Here is a 16,487-nt window from a genome sequence, read left to right as displayed (position 1 = left end):
AACCCTTCGCTTGCTATCTAATCGAGAGGGAGGGCGCCCAGCCCCATGAGCATCAACGGCAAGGCCTATATCGTCGGGGCCTATGAGCACCCGACACGCAAGGCCGACAACGCATCCGTCGCCCAGCTGCATGCCGAGGTCGCCTATGGCGCGCTGCAGGATGCCGGGCTGAGCCACGACGACATCGATGGCTATTTTTGCACCGGCGCCGCCCCCGGCCTCGGACCGCTGAACATGGCCGACTATCTCGGCTTCACCAAGCTGAAGCACCTCGACAGTTCGGATGTCGGCGGCAGCAGCTATGTCATGCACGTCGGCCATGCTGCCGAGGCGATCGCGCTGGGCAAGTGCAGCATCGCGCTGATCACCCTGGCCGGCCGGCCGCGGGCCGAGGCGATGGCGACCGGCACCTCGCCGCGCACCTGGGGCGCCAATGTCCCGGACGATCCCTTCGAGATGGCCTATGGCCGGACCGTCGCCAATGCCTATGCGCTCTGTGCCATGCGGCACATGCATGAGTTCGGCACCACCAGCGAGCAGCTCGCCTGGATCAAGGTGGCCGCCAGCCACCATGCCCAGTGGAACGAGCATGCGATGCTGCGGAAGGTCGTCACCGTCGAGGATGTCATCAACTCCCCGATGGTCTCCGACCCGCTGCACCGCCTCGACTGCTGCGTCATCTCGGATGGCGGCGGCGCGCTGATCGTCACCACGCCGGAGATCGCCAAGTCGCTGAAGCGGCCGCTGGTGAAGGTGAAGGGCGCCGGCGAGGCGACCAAGAACCAGAATGCCGGCTATACCGACCTGACCTTCTCCGGCGCCCGCTATTCCGGCCCGCGCGCCTTCGAGGAGGCCGGCGTCAAGCCGAGCGACATCCAATATGCCAGCATCTACGACAGCTTCACCATCACCGTGCTGATGCAGCTGGAAGACCTCGGCTTCTGCGAGAAGGGCCAGGGCGGCAAGTTCGTCTCCGACGGCAACCTGATCTCGGGCGTCGGCAAGCTGCCCTTCAACACCGATGGCGGCGGGCTCTGCAACAACCATCCGGCGAACCGCGGCGGCATGACCAAGGTGATCGAGGCGGTCCGCCAGCTCCGCGGCGAGGCCCATCCCAAGGTCCAGGTGCCCGGCTGCACCCTGGCGCTGGCGCATGGCACGGGCGGGCTACTCGGCACCCGGCATGGCAGCGCAACCGTCGTTCTGGAAAGGGTCTGACCCATGGCAACCATGGCCTCCAACCGGGCGCTGCCCGCCATCCAGGTGGACCCGACCAACAAGCCGTATTTCGATGCGGCGCGTGAGGGCAAGCTGCTGATCGGGCTCTGCAAGGATACCAACAAGCATTTTTGGTATCCGCGGGGCTGCTCGCCCTTCACCCTGTCGAACAACGTCGAGATGGTGCCGGCCAAGGGCACCGGCACGATCTATACCTACACGGTGATGCGGACGAAGGAGCCCTATTGCGTCGCCTATGTCGAGCTCGACGAGGGCGTGCGCATCTTCACCAACATCGTCGATTGCGACATGGATGCGCTCAAGATCGGCCAGAAGGTGAAGGTGGTGTTCAAGCCGACGACGGGCGACAGCCCGCCGGCGACGATGTTCACCCCGGCCTAGCTCAACCCGGCCTGACCCGGCCCTCCCGCCGGTCCCGCGCCAGCAGCGCGGGATCGCGGGCTTCCGGCGGTCCGTAGCCGCCGGCGCCGGGGGTGGTGATGGCGATCCATTGCCCCGGCGCCAGGCTCCCCTGCCCCTTCACGAAGGGCGCGACGCCGGGGCCGTAGTCGATCCGGCCGCGGCCGCCCGCCTCGCCGCCCGCCAGGCCCCAGGGCGCCGAGAGGGTGCGGGCGATGTCGATCTCCATCCGGCAGGCCGCCTCGGCGCGGTAGGTCCGCCGCAGCGCCATGCCGCCGCGCCAGGTGCCGGCGCCGCCGGAGCCGTCGACCAGCGCATACTCCACCAGGGTCAGCGGGTATTCCGGCTCCAGCGCCTCGACCGGCAGGTTGGAGGTGTTGGTGGTATGGACATGCACCCCGTCCAGCCCGTCCTTGGTCGCACGGGCGCCGAAGCCGCCGCCGACGGTCTCGAGGTAGACCCAGGGGTCGCCGCTGCCGGGCTGGGTGCCGGCGAAGGCCAGCATGGTGCAGGCGCCGTTGTGCGCGGCGGTGACGCGGCCCGGCACCGCCTGGGCCAGAGCGCCGAAGACCAAGTCCACCACCCGCTGGCAGGTCGAGAGCCGCGAATGCACCGCGGCCGGGGCCAGGCAATTCAGCACGCTGCCCGGCGTGGCGGTCACCGTCAGCGGCCGGGCGAGGCCGGCATTGGGCAGCACCTCCGGGTCCACCACGGCGCGGGCGGCGTAGTAGACGGTCGCCAGCAGCGCCGTCATCGTCATGTTGATCCCGGCGCGGAGCTGCGGCGGCGCGGTGAAGTCCAGCGTCATGGCGTCGCCGGCGACGGTCAGGCGTAGCGACAGCTCCAGCTCGCCGTCGATCTCGGGGCCGTCGTGCCGGTCGGTGAATCCGTAGGTGCCGTCGGGGATGCCGGCGATGCCGGCGCGCATGCGGCGCTCGGCATAGTCCAGCAGCGCCTCGGATGCCGCCAGCACCACCGGCGTGCCGTAGCGGGCGCAGAGTCCCTGGAAGCGCCGGACGCCGAGCCGGTTGGCCGCCATCTGGGCGCGGAGGTCGGACAGGCGCTCGCGCGGGACCTGGCAGTTCAGCAGGATCAGCGCCTGGATGTCCGGCTGCAGCGCCCCGGCGCGATACAGCCGCACGGGCGGGATCCGCAGCCCCTCCTGGAAGATGTGGGCATGGCCGCGATCGGCGAAGTCGGCGTGGTGCGCCAGGTTCATCGCCCAGGCCCGGATCGCGCCATCGACGAAGATCGGCTCGGCCAGGACGATGTCCGGCAGATGGGTGCCGCCGCCGGCATAGGCGTCGTTGAAGACGAAGACGTCGCCGGGGGCGATGCCGGATTCCGCGTGCCGGGCCAGGATGGCGGGCAGCGCCTCGAGGAAGCTGCCGAGGTGGATCGGGATGTGCTCGGCCTGGCAGAGGGTGCGGCCCTGCCGGTCGAACAGCGCGGTGGAGCAGTCCCGCCGCTCCTTGATGTTGGTCGAGAAGCTGGCTCGGACCAGGGCCTCGCCCATTTCCTCGGTGATCGAGGCCAGCGCCGAGCCGATGACCTCCACCGTTATAGGATCTGGGGTGATGGGGTCGGGATGCTGCATCGCGGCAGGCTCCCCTGCCCTTGCGGCCGGGTCAACCGCGGGCGGATACTGCCGCGCATGGAGAGGCACATCATGCACGAGAATGCACCACCAGTCCTGCGCCGGGATGAGGGGGCCGTCGCCATCCTCACCCTGAACCGGCCGGCCTCGCGCAACAGCCTCTCGACCGGGATGCTGGCGGCCCTGCAGGCGGCGCTGGACGAGGTCGCGGCCGATCGCGACATCCGCGCCGTGGTGCTGGCGGCCGAGGGCCCCGCCTTCTCCGCCGGGCACGACCTCAAGGAGGTGACCGCGCATCGCGCCGACGCCGATGGCGGCGCGGCCTTCTTCGCCGGGATCATGGCGGCCTGCGGGACGGTCATGCAGGCGGTGGTCGCGCTGCCGCAGCCGGTCGTCGCCGCGGTGCAGGGCATCGCCACCGCGGCGGGCTGCCAGCTCGCGGCGAGCTGCGACCTGGTGGTGGCCTCGACCACCGCCAAATTCTGCACGCCCGGCGTCGATATCGGTCTGTTCTGCTCCACCCCCGGGGTGGCGCTGGCCCGGGCGGTGCCACGCAAGTCGGCCATGGAGATGCTGCTGCTGGGCGAGATGATCCCGGCCGGGGAGGCGCAGCGGATGGGCTTGGTGAACCGGGTGATGCCGCCCGAGGCGGTGCTGCCGACCGCACTCGCCCTGGCGCAGCAGATCGCCTCGCGCTCGGCGGTCGCGGTGCAGCTCGGCAAGCGTGGCTTCAACGCCCAGCAGGCGATGCCGCTGGCAGAAGCCTATGCCGCGGCCGGGGCGGTGATGGTAGAGAACCTGCTGGCCGAGGATGCCGCCGAGGGCATCGGCGCCTTCGTGGCCAAGCGCCGCCCGGAGTGGCAGCATCGGTAAGGGAGCGGGACATGGCGGCACGGGATTACGCAATCGGCCTGGAGCGCGTCGCGGCCAACCACCAGCCGCTGACGCCGCTGCTCTTCCTCGAACGCGCGGCGGCGACCTTCCCGGAGCATGTCGCCGTGGTGCATGGCGCGCTGCGCCGCCCGTACCGTGAGCTGCGGGACCGCTGCGTCCGGCTGGCCTCGGCGCTGGCGGCGCGCGGCATCGGCCGGGGCGATACGGTGGCGGCGCTGCTGCCCAATATCCCGGAGATGCTGGAGTGCCACTACGGCGTGCCCATGGCCGGCGCCGTGCTGAACACCATCAACACGCGGCTCGATGCGGATACCATCGGCTACATCCTGAACCACGGCGAGGCGAAGGTCCTGATCGTGGACCGCGAGTTCGTCCCCGTGGCACGTGCCGCGCTGGCGATCAGCGGCGCGGCGCCCATCGTGATCGAGGTGGACGATCCCGTGGCGCCCGAGGCGGCCCGCGCCCAGGGCATGGGCGGCCTGGACTACGAGGCGCTGCTGGCGGAAGGCGATCCGGCCTACCCCTGGGCGCTGCCAGCGGACGAATGGGATGCGATCGCGCTGAACTATACCTCCGGCACCACCGGGCGGCCGAAGGGCGTGGTCTACCACCACCGCGGGGCGCAGCTGCTGGCCACCGGCAACGTGCTCTCGGCCAGCATGGCGCGGCATCCGGTCTATCTCTGGACCCTGCCGATGTTCCATTGCAACGGCTGGTGCTTTCCCTGGACGGTCTGCGCCGTGGTCGGCACGCATGTCTGCCTGCGGGCGGTGCGCGGCGCCACGCTCTGGTCGCTGATGGCCGAGCATGGGGTGACCCACATGTGCGGCGCGCCGATCGTCATGGCGACGCTGCTGGACACTCTGGCGGCCGAGCAGAAGCCGCTGTCGCACCAGGTGCAGTTCGTCGTCGCCGGGGCGCCGCCGCCGGAAGCCGTGCTGGGTCGGATGAAGGCGGCGGGCTTCGCCGTGCTGCATGTCTATGGCCTGACCGAATGCTACGGCCCCGCCGTGGTCAACGAATGGAACGGCGCCTGGGATGCGCTGCCGGCCAGCGACCAGGCGCGGCTCATGGCGCGCCAGGGCGTTCGCTACCTGGCGCTCGAGGCGCTCGACGTGCGCGACCCCGTCACCCTCGCGCCGGTGCCGGCCGACGGCGCCACGATGGGCGAGGTGATGATGCAGGGCAACGTGGTGATGAAGGGCTACTTCAAGGACCCCGCCGCGACCGAGGCCGCCTTCGCCGGCGGCTGGTTCCATACCGGCGACCTCGCGGTGAAATACCCGGACGGCTACGTGCAGCTCCGCGACCGCTCGAAGGACATCATCATCTCGGGCGGCGAGAACATCAGCTCCATCGAGGTGGAGGATGCGCTCTACAAGCACCCCGCGGTGATGCTGGCGGCCGTGGTGGCGAAGCCGGACGACAGATGGGGCGAGGTCCCCTGCGCCTTCATCGAGCTGAAGCCGGGGGCCGAGGCGACCGAGGCGGAGCTGATCGCCTTCGTCCGGACGCATCTCGCCGGCTACAAGGCGCCCAAGCAGGTGATATTCACCGAAGTGCCACGGACCAGCACCGGCAAGATCCAGAAACATGTACTCCGGCGGCAAGTACGGCCGGAGTAACCATGGGATTTTGGGCGAGGCAAAAGCCCGGCAAGACCCTGCCGGGCTATTTATTTCGGCGCGCAACCTGACGGCGCGCCGCGCCTTCTTCCCGCACCGGCGCAGCCCGCGTCGCCCGAGGAGACCGCGTCCATGCCGCAGTTCGCCGCGACCATCAAGCACATCCAGGAAGGCGTGAAGGGCTTCACCGTCAGCGCCGCCGTGAAGAACATCGAGGGTTGGGAGACCACCCTGGAGAAGATGGACACCCCCGGCACCAAGGGCATCCTGCGCGACCTCGGCGCCCTGAAGAAGCAGCTTCAGGCCGAGCCAATCGATGGCGAAGCCGTGCAGAAGCTGGTCGGCAAGCTCGGCAAGGAGACCGTCACCCTCGCCGGCAAGGCCGACTCCAAGAACGCGGACAAGGTCAAGACCCTGGGCGAGGCGCTGCAAGGCATGACCGCCGAGCGCAGTCCGGAGGCCTGAAGCCGCCCCTACCCGGGCCTCAGCGCAGGAGGAAGAGCCGGGACAGCAGCCCGCCTGTCCCGGCAAGGGCGATGACGATGGCCATGGGCATGGCCGTGCCGTCGTAGAAGGCGCCGACCAGCCCGCCCGCCACGGCGCCGCCGCTGAACTGCAGCGTACCGATCAGGGCGCTGGCACTGCCCGCCGTCCGCCCCTGGGAGGCCATGGCCAGCGCCGCGGCGATCGGCATCACCATGCCGATACTGGCGACATAGACGAACAGCGGAACGGCCACGCCGAGGAAGCTGCCGTTGCCGGCCAAGGCGACCAGCAGGACACCCGCCGTCGCCATCGAGCAGAGCCCCCAGAGCAGCACCCGTTCCGGCGGCTGCCGGGTCGAAAGCCAGGCATTGAGCTGCGAGACCGCCATGATCCCGATCGCATTGGCGCCGAAAAGCAGGCCGTAATCCGCCGGCCGCAGCCGGTGCAATTCCATGAAGACGAAGGGTGAGCCGGCGATGTAGGCGAACATCCCGGCCATCGGCAGCACGCCCGAGAGCGTCAGCCCCATGAAGCGCCGGCTGCCCAGCATCCGGGCATAGACCATGATGATGCCGAGCGGCCCGTCCCGCCGCCGCCGATCCGGCGGCAGGGTTTCCGGCAGGATGGCGGTGACCACCACCGCCAGGCCGGCGCCATAGGCGACCAGGGCCCAGAAGATCGCCCGCCAGCCGCCGAGGCCAAGCAGCAGGCCGCCGAGGGATGGCGCCAGGATCGGCGCCAAGGTCACGACCAGCATCAGCCGCGACATCAGCCGGATGGTCGCCGGCCCTTCCGAGACGTCGCGGACGATGGCCCGCGCCATCACCATGCCGGCGCAGCCGCCCAAGCCCTGGACGAAGCGCCAGAGCATGAGCCAGCCGATGGACTGCGTCAGGGCGCAGCCCACCGAGCCCAGCACGAAGATCCCGAGGCCCACCAGCAGCGGCGGCCGGCGCCCGAAGCGGTCGGCCAGCGGTCCGAAGACCGGCTGGGCGATGGCCATGCCGGCGAAGAAGCTCGCCAGGGTCTTCTGCACCGCGGCCGGATCGGCCGCGAGGCCGGCGGCGATGGCGGGGAAGGCCGGCAGGTACATGTCGGTCGCCAGCGGCCCAAAGGCGGACATGGCGGCGAGGACCAGCAGCAGGAGGGCGGAGACGCGTGGCATGCAGGGGCTCCGGCAGCGGTCAGCCGGGTTACCACCGCGTGCTGCACCGCACCATAGCCCAGAGCCGGGGGAGAGGCCCCGCAGCCGCCTTGAGCGAAGGCCGGCAGGGGTGCCATTGCCGTGTTTCTGGGCTTCGAGCGCGGCTCTGCCCAAGGGCGCCGCAGGAACGGTCGGCATGGGCGAGATTCGTGGCACGGCAGGTGGCGTCGCCCCTCCATCACCGGCCGGCCAGCCGGTAGGCTGCCATTTCCCGGAACAGGAGCGGGCCTCATGGACGTCGGCATCTTCCTTCCCATCGGCAACAATGGCTGGCTGATCTCCAGTACCTCGCCGCAATTCATGCCGAGCTTCGACCTCAACCGCGCCGTGTGCGAGAAGGCCGAGGCCTATGGCTTTGAATTCGCCCTTTCCATGATCAAGCTGCGCGGCTTCGGCGGTCCGTCCGAGTACTGGGACCACAACCTCGAAAGCTTCAGCCTGATGGCCGGGCTGGCGGCGGTGACCAAGCGGATCAAGCTGTTTGCCTCGGTCGCGGTGCTGACCATCCCGCCGGCGGTGCTGGCGCGGATGGCCGTCACCATCGACAGCATCAGCCATGGGCGCTTCGGGGTGAACATCGTCTCCGGCTGGCAGAAGGCGGAATACGAGCAGATGGGCATCTGGCCCGGCGAGGCGCATTTCGCCCGGCGCTACGAATACTGCTCGGAATACGTCCAGGTGATGCAGGACCTCTGGGCCACCGGCCGCTCCGACCTCAAGGGCGACTTCTTCCAGATGACGGATTGCCGGGTGAGCCCGCTGCCGGAGAAGAAGATCGAGATCATCTCGGCCGGCCAGTCGAACCGGGGGATGCAGTTCGCCGCCGAATACGCCGACTACAATTTCATCAGCGCCGGCGGCATCAACGACATCTCCCAGGTGGCGCAGCATACCGAGCGGCTGGTGGCGGCGACGAAGGCTTCGGGCCGCACATGCGGCGCCATGCTGCTGATGATGGTGATCGCCGACGAGACCGACGCGGCGGCGATGGCCAAGTGGCACCACTACGTCGCCGGCACCGACCTCGAGGCGCTGGCCTGGCGCGACAGCCAGGCGGCGGCGGACACCAAGGCGGAGGCGCACAGCACCGTCGGCCGCATGGTCCGCTCCGACCGGGTGCCGACCAACATGCTCCGCCTCATCGGCTCCTACGAGACCATCGCGAAGCAGCTCGATGCGCTGGCGGAGACGCCGGGGCTGCAGGGGGTGATGCTGACCTTCGACGACTTCCTCATCGGCATGGACCAGTTCGGCACCCGCATCCAGCCGCTCATGCAATGCCGCAAGCACGTGACCCAGGCGGCCGCCTGATGATCGAGGACGGGCAGACCGCGCGGCAGCTCTATGCCGCGCTCAAAGCGGCGCCCGGCCGCCGCCGCTTCGGCTTCGGCCGCCGCGCCGCGCTGGTGAACGTCGACGTACAATGCGCCTATACCCAGCCGGCGGCCTACCCGACCGCCTATGAGACCGACCCCGACCAGATCGGCCACATGAACCGGCTGGCCGCGCTCTGCCGGGCCCGGGCCTTCCCCGTGGTCTGGACCTATGTCGCCTACCTCCCGAGCGGGGAGGATTGCGGAATCTGGGGCACGCGGTCGGATACGCCGGACAGCCTGCAGAACATCAAGGAGGGCTCGCCGCGGGCCATGCTCGACCCGCGGGTGGAACGGGCGCCGGGCGACATCGTGTTCAACAAGCGCATGGCCTCCGCCTTCTTCGAGACCAACCTGCGCTCCCTGCTGACCTTCCACCGGGTGGATACGGTGGTGATCACCGGCGGCTCCACCTCCGGCTGCGTCCGCGCCACGGTGGTGGACGGGCTGTCCTGCGGCTTCCGGATGATCGTGCCGGAGGAAGCCGTCGCGGATCGCCACGAAAGCCCGCATTTCGCCAGTCTCTACGACATGGCGGTGAAGTATGCCGATGTCCTGCCGGTGGCGGAGGTGCTGGCCGGCCTCGCGGCCATGCCCGGCGAGGGCTGAGCGCTGGTCTCGCCACCCGCGTCGCGGTAATGCCATCGCAGATCGACCAAGGAGACCAGCATGACCGACCAGGCCGCCATTGATACCCTGTTCCTGAACGCCCGCACCCAGAACAAGTGGACCGATCAGCCCGTCTCCGAGGAGCAACTGCGGCAGATCTACGACATCCTGAAATTCGGCTCCACCTCGGCCAATTGCTCGCCGGCACGCTTCGTCTTCGTCACCTCGAAGGAAGGCAAGGAGAAGCTGGCCCCGGCGCTCTCCTCGGGGAACCTCGAGAAGACCATGGCCGCCCCGGTCTGCGTCATCGTCGGCACCGACATGGAATTCTACGAGAAGCTGCCGCAGCTGTTCCCGCATGCCGATGCGCGGTCCTGGTTCACCTCCAGCCCGGCGCTGGCCGAGGAGACCGCCTTCCGCAACGGCACCCTGCAGGGCGCCTATCTCACCATCGCGGCGAAGCTGGTCGGGCTCGACGTCGGCTCGATGTCCGGCTTCGACAAGGCCAAGGTGGATGAGGCCTTCTTCGCCGGCACCAAGGTCAAGTCGAACTGGCTGGTGAACCTCGGCCATGGCGACCCGAGCGGCGTCTTCGGCCGCCTGCCGCGGCTCAGCTTCGAGGAAGCCTGCAGCTTCGCCTGAGGGCGCGGCGGATCCGGGGAGGCAGCCGCCTCCCCGGCCCTGCCCTATTCGGCGTCGATCACCGGCGCGACCGCCGCCGCCACGTCCAGCAGCGCGGCATCGCCGAAGCGCGGCCCGACGATCTGCACCCCAACCGGCATCCCATGCGGCCCGCGGGTGGCGGGGATGGCGATGCAGGGCACGTGCAGCAGCGTCCACATGCTGTTGAAGACCGGGTTGCCGGTATCCTGCCGGCCCAGCGGCGCCTCGCCCACCGCCGCCGGGGTCAGCACCGCGTCGAAGCGCGGAAACAGCGCATCCCAGAGCTTGCGGCAGTCGCCGGCGAGGTTGTAGGCGCCGGCCAGCTGCGGCCCGGTGATATCCGCGAAATTCTCGACCCGGTCGCGGAAGTCGGCATGCAGCGTGCCATGGGCCTGGAGATATTCCTGCAGGAAGGCGCCGCGGCCCTCGCCGAGCAGCACGACGCGCTGGGCCTCGGTGATGCCCTCGAAGGGCTGCGGCAGGGCCAGCTCCTCGACGATGGCGCCGGCGGCTTCCAGACGCTTGGCCGCCAGCAGCAGCGCGTTCTGCGATTCCTCCTCGGCCAGGTGCCAGTTCGGCCCCTGGCAGACGCCGATGCGCAGCTGCTGCACGGTCTTGCCGGTCGGCGCCTCGATGCCGAACAGCCGGAAGGCCTCGGCGACCAGCCGCAGGTCGGACGGAGCCCGCGCGTACCAGCCGATGGTGTCGAGCGTATGCGAATAGCGCTTGGCGCCTTCGGAATTCACCACCCCATGCGTCGGCTTCATCGCATAGATGCCGCAGAAGGAGGCCGGGCGGATGGTGCTGCCGCCGGTCTGGGTGCCGAAGGCCAGCGGTACCATGCCGTCGGCGACGGCGGCGGCCGAGCCGGAGGAGGAACCGCCCGGGGTGCGCGCCGCGTCATGCGGGTTGCGGGTCAGCGCCCGGCGCCCGCCTGCGGCGAATTCCACCGTATCCGTCTTGCCGAGGATCACCGCGCCCTCGCCGCGCGCGATGCCGACGCAGGCGGCGTCGCGCCCTTGCTGCAGCCCCTGGTAGATCGGGGAGTTATGGGTCGTCGGCATGTCGGCGGTGTCGATCATGTCCTTCACGCCGAGCGGCAGGCCGTGCAGCACGCCGCGCACGTAGGTCTTGTCCACCTCCCGCGCGCTGCGGATCGCCAGCAGCGGATCGAGATAGGACCAGGCCTTGGTCACCGGGTCGCGTTCGGCGATGCGCTCGAGGCAGGAACGGGTCAGCGCCTCGGCGGTCAGCCTTCCCTCCTGCAGCAGGGCGGTGGCGGCGGTGGCGGTAAGTTGCCAGGGTTCCACGGCGGTTCTCCTCTCAGCCGCGCACCCGGAAGACGGGCATCGGCTCGACGAATTTGTCGGTGACGCGGGACAGGCCGGCGGCGGCCTCCGCAACGGTCCGGGCCAGCACCGCCATGCGCGCCAGCTGCGCCGGCGTCAATGCGGCCAGGCCGTGCCGGGCGGCGAAGGCGGCGATTTCCTCGGGGCTCGGTTCGGTCATCACGGGAGTCCTCCTAGAGGGCCGGGCGGCGGGCGCGGTGCGGGGTGGCGGCTTCCAGCGCCGCGGCGGCGCGCAGCACCGTCGCCTCGTCGAAGTACCGGCCCATGAGCTGCGCGTTCAGTGGCAGCCCGGCGGCATCGAAGCCGGTGAGCACGGACATGGCGGGATGGCCCGAGAGGTTGGCGACGTTCATGGCGCTCTCGCGGGTGAAGGCCATGGTGCCGGCGGCGTCGTCCAGCCGCGGCGCGACGCCGAAAGCGCCGGGCAGCAGCAGCAGGTCACAGCCGCCGAAGACCGCATCCATGCCGCGGGCCAGCTGCCGGCGCAGCCGTTGCGCCGCGAGGTAGTCCGCGGCACGCACCAGGCTGCCGGAGGTCATCTTGTCGCGCAGCGCCTGGCCCATGAGCGAGGCGCGCTCCCGGAAGTCCTGCTCGTGGATCGACAGCGATTCGGACCAGTTGATGAGGCTGGCGGCGCGGCGGTAATCCGCCAGCGGCGCCGGCAGGCTCGCCTCCACCAGCCGGGCGCCGAGCCGCTCGAGGACCGCTGCCGCCGCGTCGATGCCCGTGGTCACGCCCTCGGCCGCGACCCTCCCGATGGTCAGCCCCGCGACGCCGCCATGCAGCCCGGCGCGGTAGTCCGGCACCGGCTCCGCCGCGCTGCCGGGGTCCGCCGGGTCATGCCCGGCGATGGCGTTCAGCACCAGGGCGCTGTCCTCGGCGGTCCAGCAGAGCGCGCCGGTGACATCGAGCGACCAGCAATTCGGCAGCACCCCGGCCCGGCTGACCCGGCCGTAGGTCGCCTTCAGCCCGGCCAGCCCGCAGGCCGCGGCCGGCAGGCGGATCGACCCGCCGGTATCCGAGCCGAGCGCGAAGGGGGCGATGCCGGCGGCGACCGAGGCCCCGGCGCCGGTCGAGGAGCCGCCGGTGAAGCGCGCGAGGTCCCAGGGATTGCGGGCTGGCTCGAAGGGCAGGTCGAAATAGATCCCGCCGTTGCCGGTGCCGTATTCCCAGGTGTTCAGCTTGCCCAGCAGGATGGCGCCCGCCGCCTCCAGCCGGGTGACGATATGGGCGGTGCTGTCCGGGACGGTCTCCAGCATCAGCCGGGAGCCGGCGGTGGTCCGCACCCCGGCGGTAAAGTAATTGTCCTTCACCGCGAAGGGCACGCCATGCAGCGGCCCGCGCCAACGGCCGGCGGCGATCTCGGCCTCCGCGCGGCGGGCGGCGGCCAACGCGGGCTCGGCCAGCACGGTGATATAGGCATGGACCCGGTCCTCGACCGCGGCGATGCGGGCCAGCAGGGCCTCCACATAGGCCACGGGCGAGAGCCGGCGGGCGGCGATGCGGCGGCCGGCCTCGGCGGCCGAGAGCAGGCAGGGGTCGTCGGTCATCGCGCGCTCAGTCCCCCGCGGCCGGCGCGGCGGCGAGGTGCCGCCGGTGCACCAGCCGGAATACCGGCGGCGTCAGCGCCGCCACCAGGAAAATCCGCGTCACCTGCATGGTGACGACGAGCGCCACCTCCAGCCCCAGGGTCTTGGCGGTCAGGCTCATCTCGGCGATGCCGCCGGGGGCGGTGCCGAGCAGCAGCGCCCCCATCGGCTTGCCGGTGAGCAACGCGAGGCCGATGCCGGCGGCGGCACAACCGGCCATCAGCAGCCAGACATGCAGCAGGGCGGCGGGGATGAAGCGGCGGGTGCGGGCGAGCATCGCCCGGTCGAAGCCCGCGCCGAGATTGGCGCCGAGCGCCACCTGGGCCGCCGCCGTCAGCCAGAGCGGCACGCCCGAGAGGGTATGGCCCGCGGCGGTGATGGCGGCGCTCACCGCGAGCGGCCCCAGCATCCAGCCGGCGCGCAGGCCGCAGCGCAGCAGTACCCAGGCGGCGGCGAGACCGGCGCCGAAGAGCATGGCGTAGCCGGGGATGGAGAAGGGCAGGCTGGCGGCGATCTGAGGATGGTCGCCGTGCAGGCCGGTCAGCGCCATGGCATTGGGCACCAGCACCACCACGGAGACGACGCGGAGCAGTTGCGCGACCGCGACCGGCGCGCCGGCGCCGCCGTAGCCTTCCGCCAGCATGGCCATGTCGGCGGCGCCGCCGGGGATGGAGGCGAACCAGGCGGTCGCCGGGTCGACCTGGCCGGTGCGGGCCAGCAGCAGCGCCAGCCCGCCGCCGAGGCCGATGGTCAGCAGTGCCGCCGCGACCAGCAGCGGCATGTTGGCCAGCAGCACCGCCGCGGTGGCCGGCGTGAAATACAGGCCCAGCGCGCTGCCGACCACGACGAAGCCGGTATTGCGGGCCGGCCGGGAGGCTTCGGCCGGGGCACCGCAGAGCCGCACTGCCGCGACCGCGAGCAGCGAGCCGGTCAGCCAGGGCAAGGGCAGGTGCAGGGCGGCGAAGCCGGCCCCCCCGAGGCCGCCCGCCACCGCCCCGAGCAGCAGGCGCGCGAGCCGCCGCATCCTACTCATGCCACAGGCTTGCCCATGCCGCTCACGCTCCGCCTCGCCACGATCCTCGGCCGGATGCCGTAGGGGAAGCGAGCCCGTTTGTGAAGCAAGCACCGTGCCGCCTGGCAAGGCCCGCCCCGGCGGGGACCGCCGGGGCGGGAGAGGCTCAGCCGGCGCGGAGCGGCAGGGCGACGAAGGCGCGGCCGCCGTCCCGTTCGATCTGCAGCGCGATCGCCGGGCGGTTGTCGCGCCGCGCCGCGGTCACCGCCTCGGCCACGTCACCGGGACGGGTGACGGCCCGGTCGCCGGCCCGCAGGATCACGTCGCCGGGCTGCATGCCCTGGGCGGCGGCGACGCTGTCCGGACGGACCTCGGCCACCACCACGCCGGGGCCGGCGCCGCCCGGGGTGCCGCGGCCCCGCGGCGCCAGGGCCAGGCCGAGCCCGGTCGCCGGCGCCGCGGCGGCCGGGCCGCCCTTGGCTTCGCGGCTGTCCGGCTGGTCGCCGAGCGTGACCCGCTGCTCCTGCTGATGCCCGTCGCGCAGCACGGCGATGCTGACCGCGGCGCCGGGCTTCACCGCGCCGACCGCCTCGGCGAGGTCGCGCGGCGCCACGATCGGCCGGCCGTTGAAGCCGGTGACGATGTCGCCCGGCTGCAGCCCGGCCCGCGCGGCCGGGCCGTCGGTCTCCACCGCGCCGATGAGCGCGCCCTTGCTGTCGCTCACGCCGAGCGCGCTGGCCAGCGTCGGGTCAATCGCCTGCATCGAGACGCCGAGCCAGCCCCGCTCCACCCGGCCGCTGTCCTTGAGCTGGGCGATGACCGATTGCGCCAGGGAGGAGGGCACCGCGAAGCCGATGCCGATGTTGCCGCCCGAGGGGGAGAAGATCGCCGCATTCACCCCGACCACCTCGCCGGCCGTGTTGAACAGCGGACCGCCGGAATTGCCGGGGTTGATCGAGGCATCGGTCTGGATGAAGTCGTCATAGGGCCCGGCGCCGATCTGCCGGCCGCGGGCGGAGACGATGCCCGCCGTCGCGGTGCCGCCCAGGCCGAAGGGATTGCCCATGGCCAGCACCCATTCGCCGACCCGGAGCTGATCGCTGTTGCCGAAGGCGACCGTCGGCAGGGGGCCGCCGGCCTCGATCTTCAGCAGGGCGAGGTCGGTCTTGGGATCGGTGCCGACCACCTTGCCCGGCAGCTGGCGGCCATCGGCCAGCTCGACCCGCACCGCATCGGCCTCGCCGACCACGTGGTTGTTGGTCACGACATAGCCGGCGCCGTCGACGATGAAGCCGCTGCCCTGGCCCATGGTGCGGCGGCCGCTACCCTGCGGACCCTGGCGCTCCTGCGGGCCCTGGCGCTGCTGGAAGAAGCGCTCGAAGGGGGTGCCGCGGAATTCGGGGGGCATGTCGACCGGGGTCGCCTCGGTATGGCCGATGACGCTGATCCGCACCACCGCCGGGGCGACGCGGGCGGCGAGGTCGGCGAAGTCCGGCCCGACCGGGCGCGGCAGGGCCACGGCCGTCGCCGGCACGGACTGGGCGGTGGCCTGGGGGGCGAACTGGGTCAGCGCGGTGGTGCCGAGGGCCAAGGCCAGGGCGCCGGCGGCTAGGATCTTGGTGCGGGGTTGGATGCGGGGCATCGGTGTCTGGCTCCTCAGGTCGTCCCCGAAGCGGGGATCGGCATGGGGGCCATGGAACAGCATGGCGTTTGCCCGCATCCTGCCCCGAACCATACCGATCCGTATGGTGGGCGGAGGTTGCGTGAAGATCCTGCTGGTGGAGGATGACCCGGAGACGGCCGGCTTCATCCGGCGCGGCCTGACCGAGGCCGGGCATGTGGTGGACCATGCCGCCGACGGCCCGGACGGGCTGCACCTGGCGATGGGCGGCGGAGGCTATGACGTGCTGGTGGTGGACCGGATGCTGCCGCGCCTGGACGGGCTCGGCCTGGTCAGGGCCCTGCGGGCGGCCGGGCTGCGCACGCCGGTGCTGTTCCTGACCGCCCGCACCGGCGTCGGCGACCGGGTGGAGGGGCTGGAGGCCGGGGCCGACGACTACCTCGGCAAGCCCTTCGCCTTCGCCGAGCTCGCGGCCCGGCTGAACGCCCTGGCCCGCCGCCCGCCGATGGCCGCCGAGGCGACCACGCTGCGGGTCGCCGACCTGGAGATGGACCTGCTGCGGCGGGTGGTCACCCGCGGCGGCCGGCGCATCGAGCTGCAGCCGCGCGAATTCCGGCTGCTGGAATACCTCATGCGCCGCACCGGGCAGGTGGTGACGCGGACCATGCTCCTCGAGGGGGTCTGGGATTTCCATTTCGACCCCAGGACCAGCGTGGTCGAGACCCATGTCAGCCGGCTCCGCGCCAAGCTCGGCGGCGAGGAGGCCCCGGCGCTGATCCACACCATGCGGGGCGCCGGCTATGTCATCCGCGCCCCCGACTGAGCCG

General features: G+C 71.3%; 16 protein-coding genes. 9 read left to right on the top strand and 7 right to left on the bottom strand.

Features of this window, described 5'->3' with window-relative positions; translation table 11 throughout:
• Positions 1 to 45 precede the first annotated feature (45 nt).
• Both QWZ14_RS20035 and QWZ14_RS20030 read left to right on the top strand, forming a co-directional pair.
• The gene (locus QWZ14_RS20035; RefSeq protein ID WP_290318620.1) at positions 46 to 1,218 is read left to right on the top strand and encodes a thiolase domain-containing protein; all 1,173 of its coding nucleotides are present in this window, start codon (positions 46 to 48) and stop codon (positions 1,216 to 1,218) included.
• A 3-nt stretch (positions 1,219 to 1,221) separates the two neighbouring features.
• The gene (locus tag QWZ14_RS20030; RefSeq protein WP_290318619.1) at positions 1,222 to 1,620 is read left to right on the top strand and encodes a Zn-ribbon domain-containing OB-fold protein; all 399 of its coding nucleotides are present in this window, start codon (positions 1,222 to 1,224) and stop codon (positions 1,618 to 1,620) included.
• A gap of 1 nt (position 1,621) precedes the next feature.
• Here QWZ14_RS20030 and QWZ14_RS20025 read toward each other — a convergent pair whose 3' ends face one another.
• Complete coding sequence (locus QWZ14_RS20025) at positions 1,622 to 3,235, bottom strand: hydantoinase B/oxoprolinase family protein (protein WP_290318618.1); 1,614 nt, start codon at positions 3,233 to 3,235, stop codon at positions 1,622 to 1,624.
• Positions 3,236 to 3,292: 57 nt separating this feature from the next.
• On the opposite strand from QWZ14_RS20025, the gene QWZ14_RS20020 reads away from it, so the two are divergent.
• The 3 genes from QWZ14_RS20020 to QWZ14_RS20010 all read left to right on the top strand — a co-directional run bounded on the left by QWZ14_RS20020 (position 3,293) and on the right by QWZ14_RS20010 (position 6,219).
• Complete coding sequence (locus tag QWZ14_RS20020) at positions 3,293 to 4,108, top strand: enoyl-CoA hydratase (RefSeq protein ID WP_290318617.1); 816 nt, start codon at positions 3,293 to 3,295, stop codon at positions 4,106 to 4,108.
• 11 nt (positions 4,109 to 4,119) lie between these two features.
• Complete coding sequence (locus QWZ14_RS20015; protein WP_290318616.1) at positions 4,120 to 5,754, top strand: acyl-CoA synthetase; 1,635 nt, start codon at positions 4,120 to 4,122, stop codon at positions 5,752 to 5,754.
• 132 nt (positions 5,755 to 5,886) lie between these two features.
• On the top strand, positions 5,887 to 6,219 hold the full coding sequence (locus QWZ14_RS20010; protein WP_290318615.1) for a hypothetical protein: 333 nt from the start codon (positions 5,887 to 5,889) through the stop codon (positions 6,217 to 6,219).
• A gap of 19 nt (positions 6,220 to 6,238) precedes the next feature.
• Here the strand turns inward: QWZ14_RS20010 and QWZ14_RS20005 are convergent, their stop codons facing one another.
• Entirely contained in the window at positions 6,239 to 7,405 is a 1,167-nt protein-coding gene (locus QWZ14_RS20005) for a multidrug effflux MFS transporter (protein ID WP_290318613.1), read from the bottom strand.
• 270 nt (positions 7,406 to 7,675) lie between these two features.
• On the opposite strand from QWZ14_RS20005, the gene rutA reads away from it, so the two are divergent.
• From rutA to QWZ14_RS19990, 3 genes are read left to right on the top strand one after another with little or no spacing between them, the layout of a single operon-like run.
• Positions 7,676 to 8,755, top strand: a complete 1,080-nt coding sequence (gene rutA / locus QWZ14_RS20000) for a pyrimidine utilization protein A (RefSeq protein ID WP_290318611.1) — start codon at positions 7,676 to 7,678, stop codon at positions 8,753 to 8,755.
• Positions 8,755 to 9,426, top strand: coding sequence for an isochorismatase family protein (locus QWZ14_RS19995; protein WP_290318609.1), 672 nt, complete (start codon positions 8,755 to 8,757; stop codon positions 9,424 to 9,426). Before rutA ends, QWZ14_RS19995 begins: the two co-directional genes overlap by 1 nt.
• Before the next feature lie 60 nt (positions 9,427 to 9,486).
• Positions 9,487 to 10,068 carry a malonic semialdehyde reductase gene (locus QWZ14_RS19990; protein ID WP_290318608.1) on the top strand — a complete coding sequence of 194 codons (582 nt, stop codon included), beginning with the start codon at positions 9,487 to 9,489 and terminating at the stop codon, positions 10,066 to 10,068.
• 44 nt (positions 10,069 to 10,112) lie between these two features.
• On the opposite strand, the gene QWZ14_RS19985 is transcribed toward QWZ14_RS19990, so the two are convergent.
• The 5 genes from QWZ14_RS19985 to QWZ14_RS19965 all read right to left on the bottom strand — a co-directional run bounded on the left by QWZ14_RS19985 (position 10,113) and on the right by QWZ14_RS19965 (position 15,681).
• Positions 10,113 to 11,399, bottom strand: a complete 1,287-nt coding sequence (locus QWZ14_RS19985; protein WP_290318607.1) for an amidase — start codon at positions 11,397 to 11,399, stop codon at positions 10,113 to 10,115.
• A 13-nt stretch (positions 11,400 to 11,412) separates the two neighbouring features.
• On the bottom strand, positions 11,413 to 11,598 hold the full coding sequence (locus QWZ14_RS19980) for a hypothetical protein (RefSeq protein ID WP_290318605.1): 186 nt from the start codon (positions 11,596 to 11,598) through the stop codon (positions 11,413 to 11,415).
• A 13-nt stretch (positions 11,599 to 11,611) separates the two neighbouring features.
• A complete protein-coding gene (locus QWZ14_RS19975; protein ID WP_290318603.1) occupies positions 11,612 to 12,988 on the bottom strand; it encodes an amidase in 1,377 nt (458 codons plus the stop codon).
• Between the two features lie 7 nt (positions 12,989 to 12,995).
• Positions 12,996 to 14,051, bottom strand: a complete 1,056-nt coding sequence (locus QWZ14_RS19970; RefSeq protein WP_290318601.1) for an AbrB family transcriptional regulator — start codon at positions 14,049 to 14,051, stop codon at positions 12,996 to 12,998.
• A 154-nt stretch (positions 14,052 to 14,205) separates the two neighbouring features.
• Positions 14,206 to 15,681 carry a Do family serine endopeptidase gene (locus QWZ14_RS19965; RefSeq protein ID WP_290318600.1) on the bottom strand — a complete coding sequence of 492 codons (1,476 nt, stop codon included), beginning with the start codon at positions 15,679 to 15,681 and terminating at the stop codon, positions 14,206 to 14,208.
• 121 nt (positions 15,682 to 15,802) lie between these two features.
• On the opposite strand from QWZ14_RS19965, the gene QWZ14_RS19960 reads away from it, so the two are divergent.
• On the top strand, positions 15,803 to 16,483 hold the full coding sequence (locus QWZ14_RS19960) for a winged helix-turn-helix domain-containing protein (RefSeq protein WP_290318599.1): 681 nt from the start codon (positions 15,803 to 15,805) through the stop codon (positions 16,481 to 16,483).
• Positions 16,484 to 16,487 lie beyond the last annotated feature (4 nt).

This window comes from Paeniroseomonas aquatica (assembly GCF_030409335.1).
Classification (GTDB): Bacteria; Pseudomonadota; Alphaproteobacteria; order Acetobacterales; family Acetobacteraceae; genus Belnapia; species Belnapia aquatica.
The sequence above is the reverse complement of the archived record's forward strand: the minus strand, read 5'-3'. Positions and strand labels throughout refer to the sequence as shown.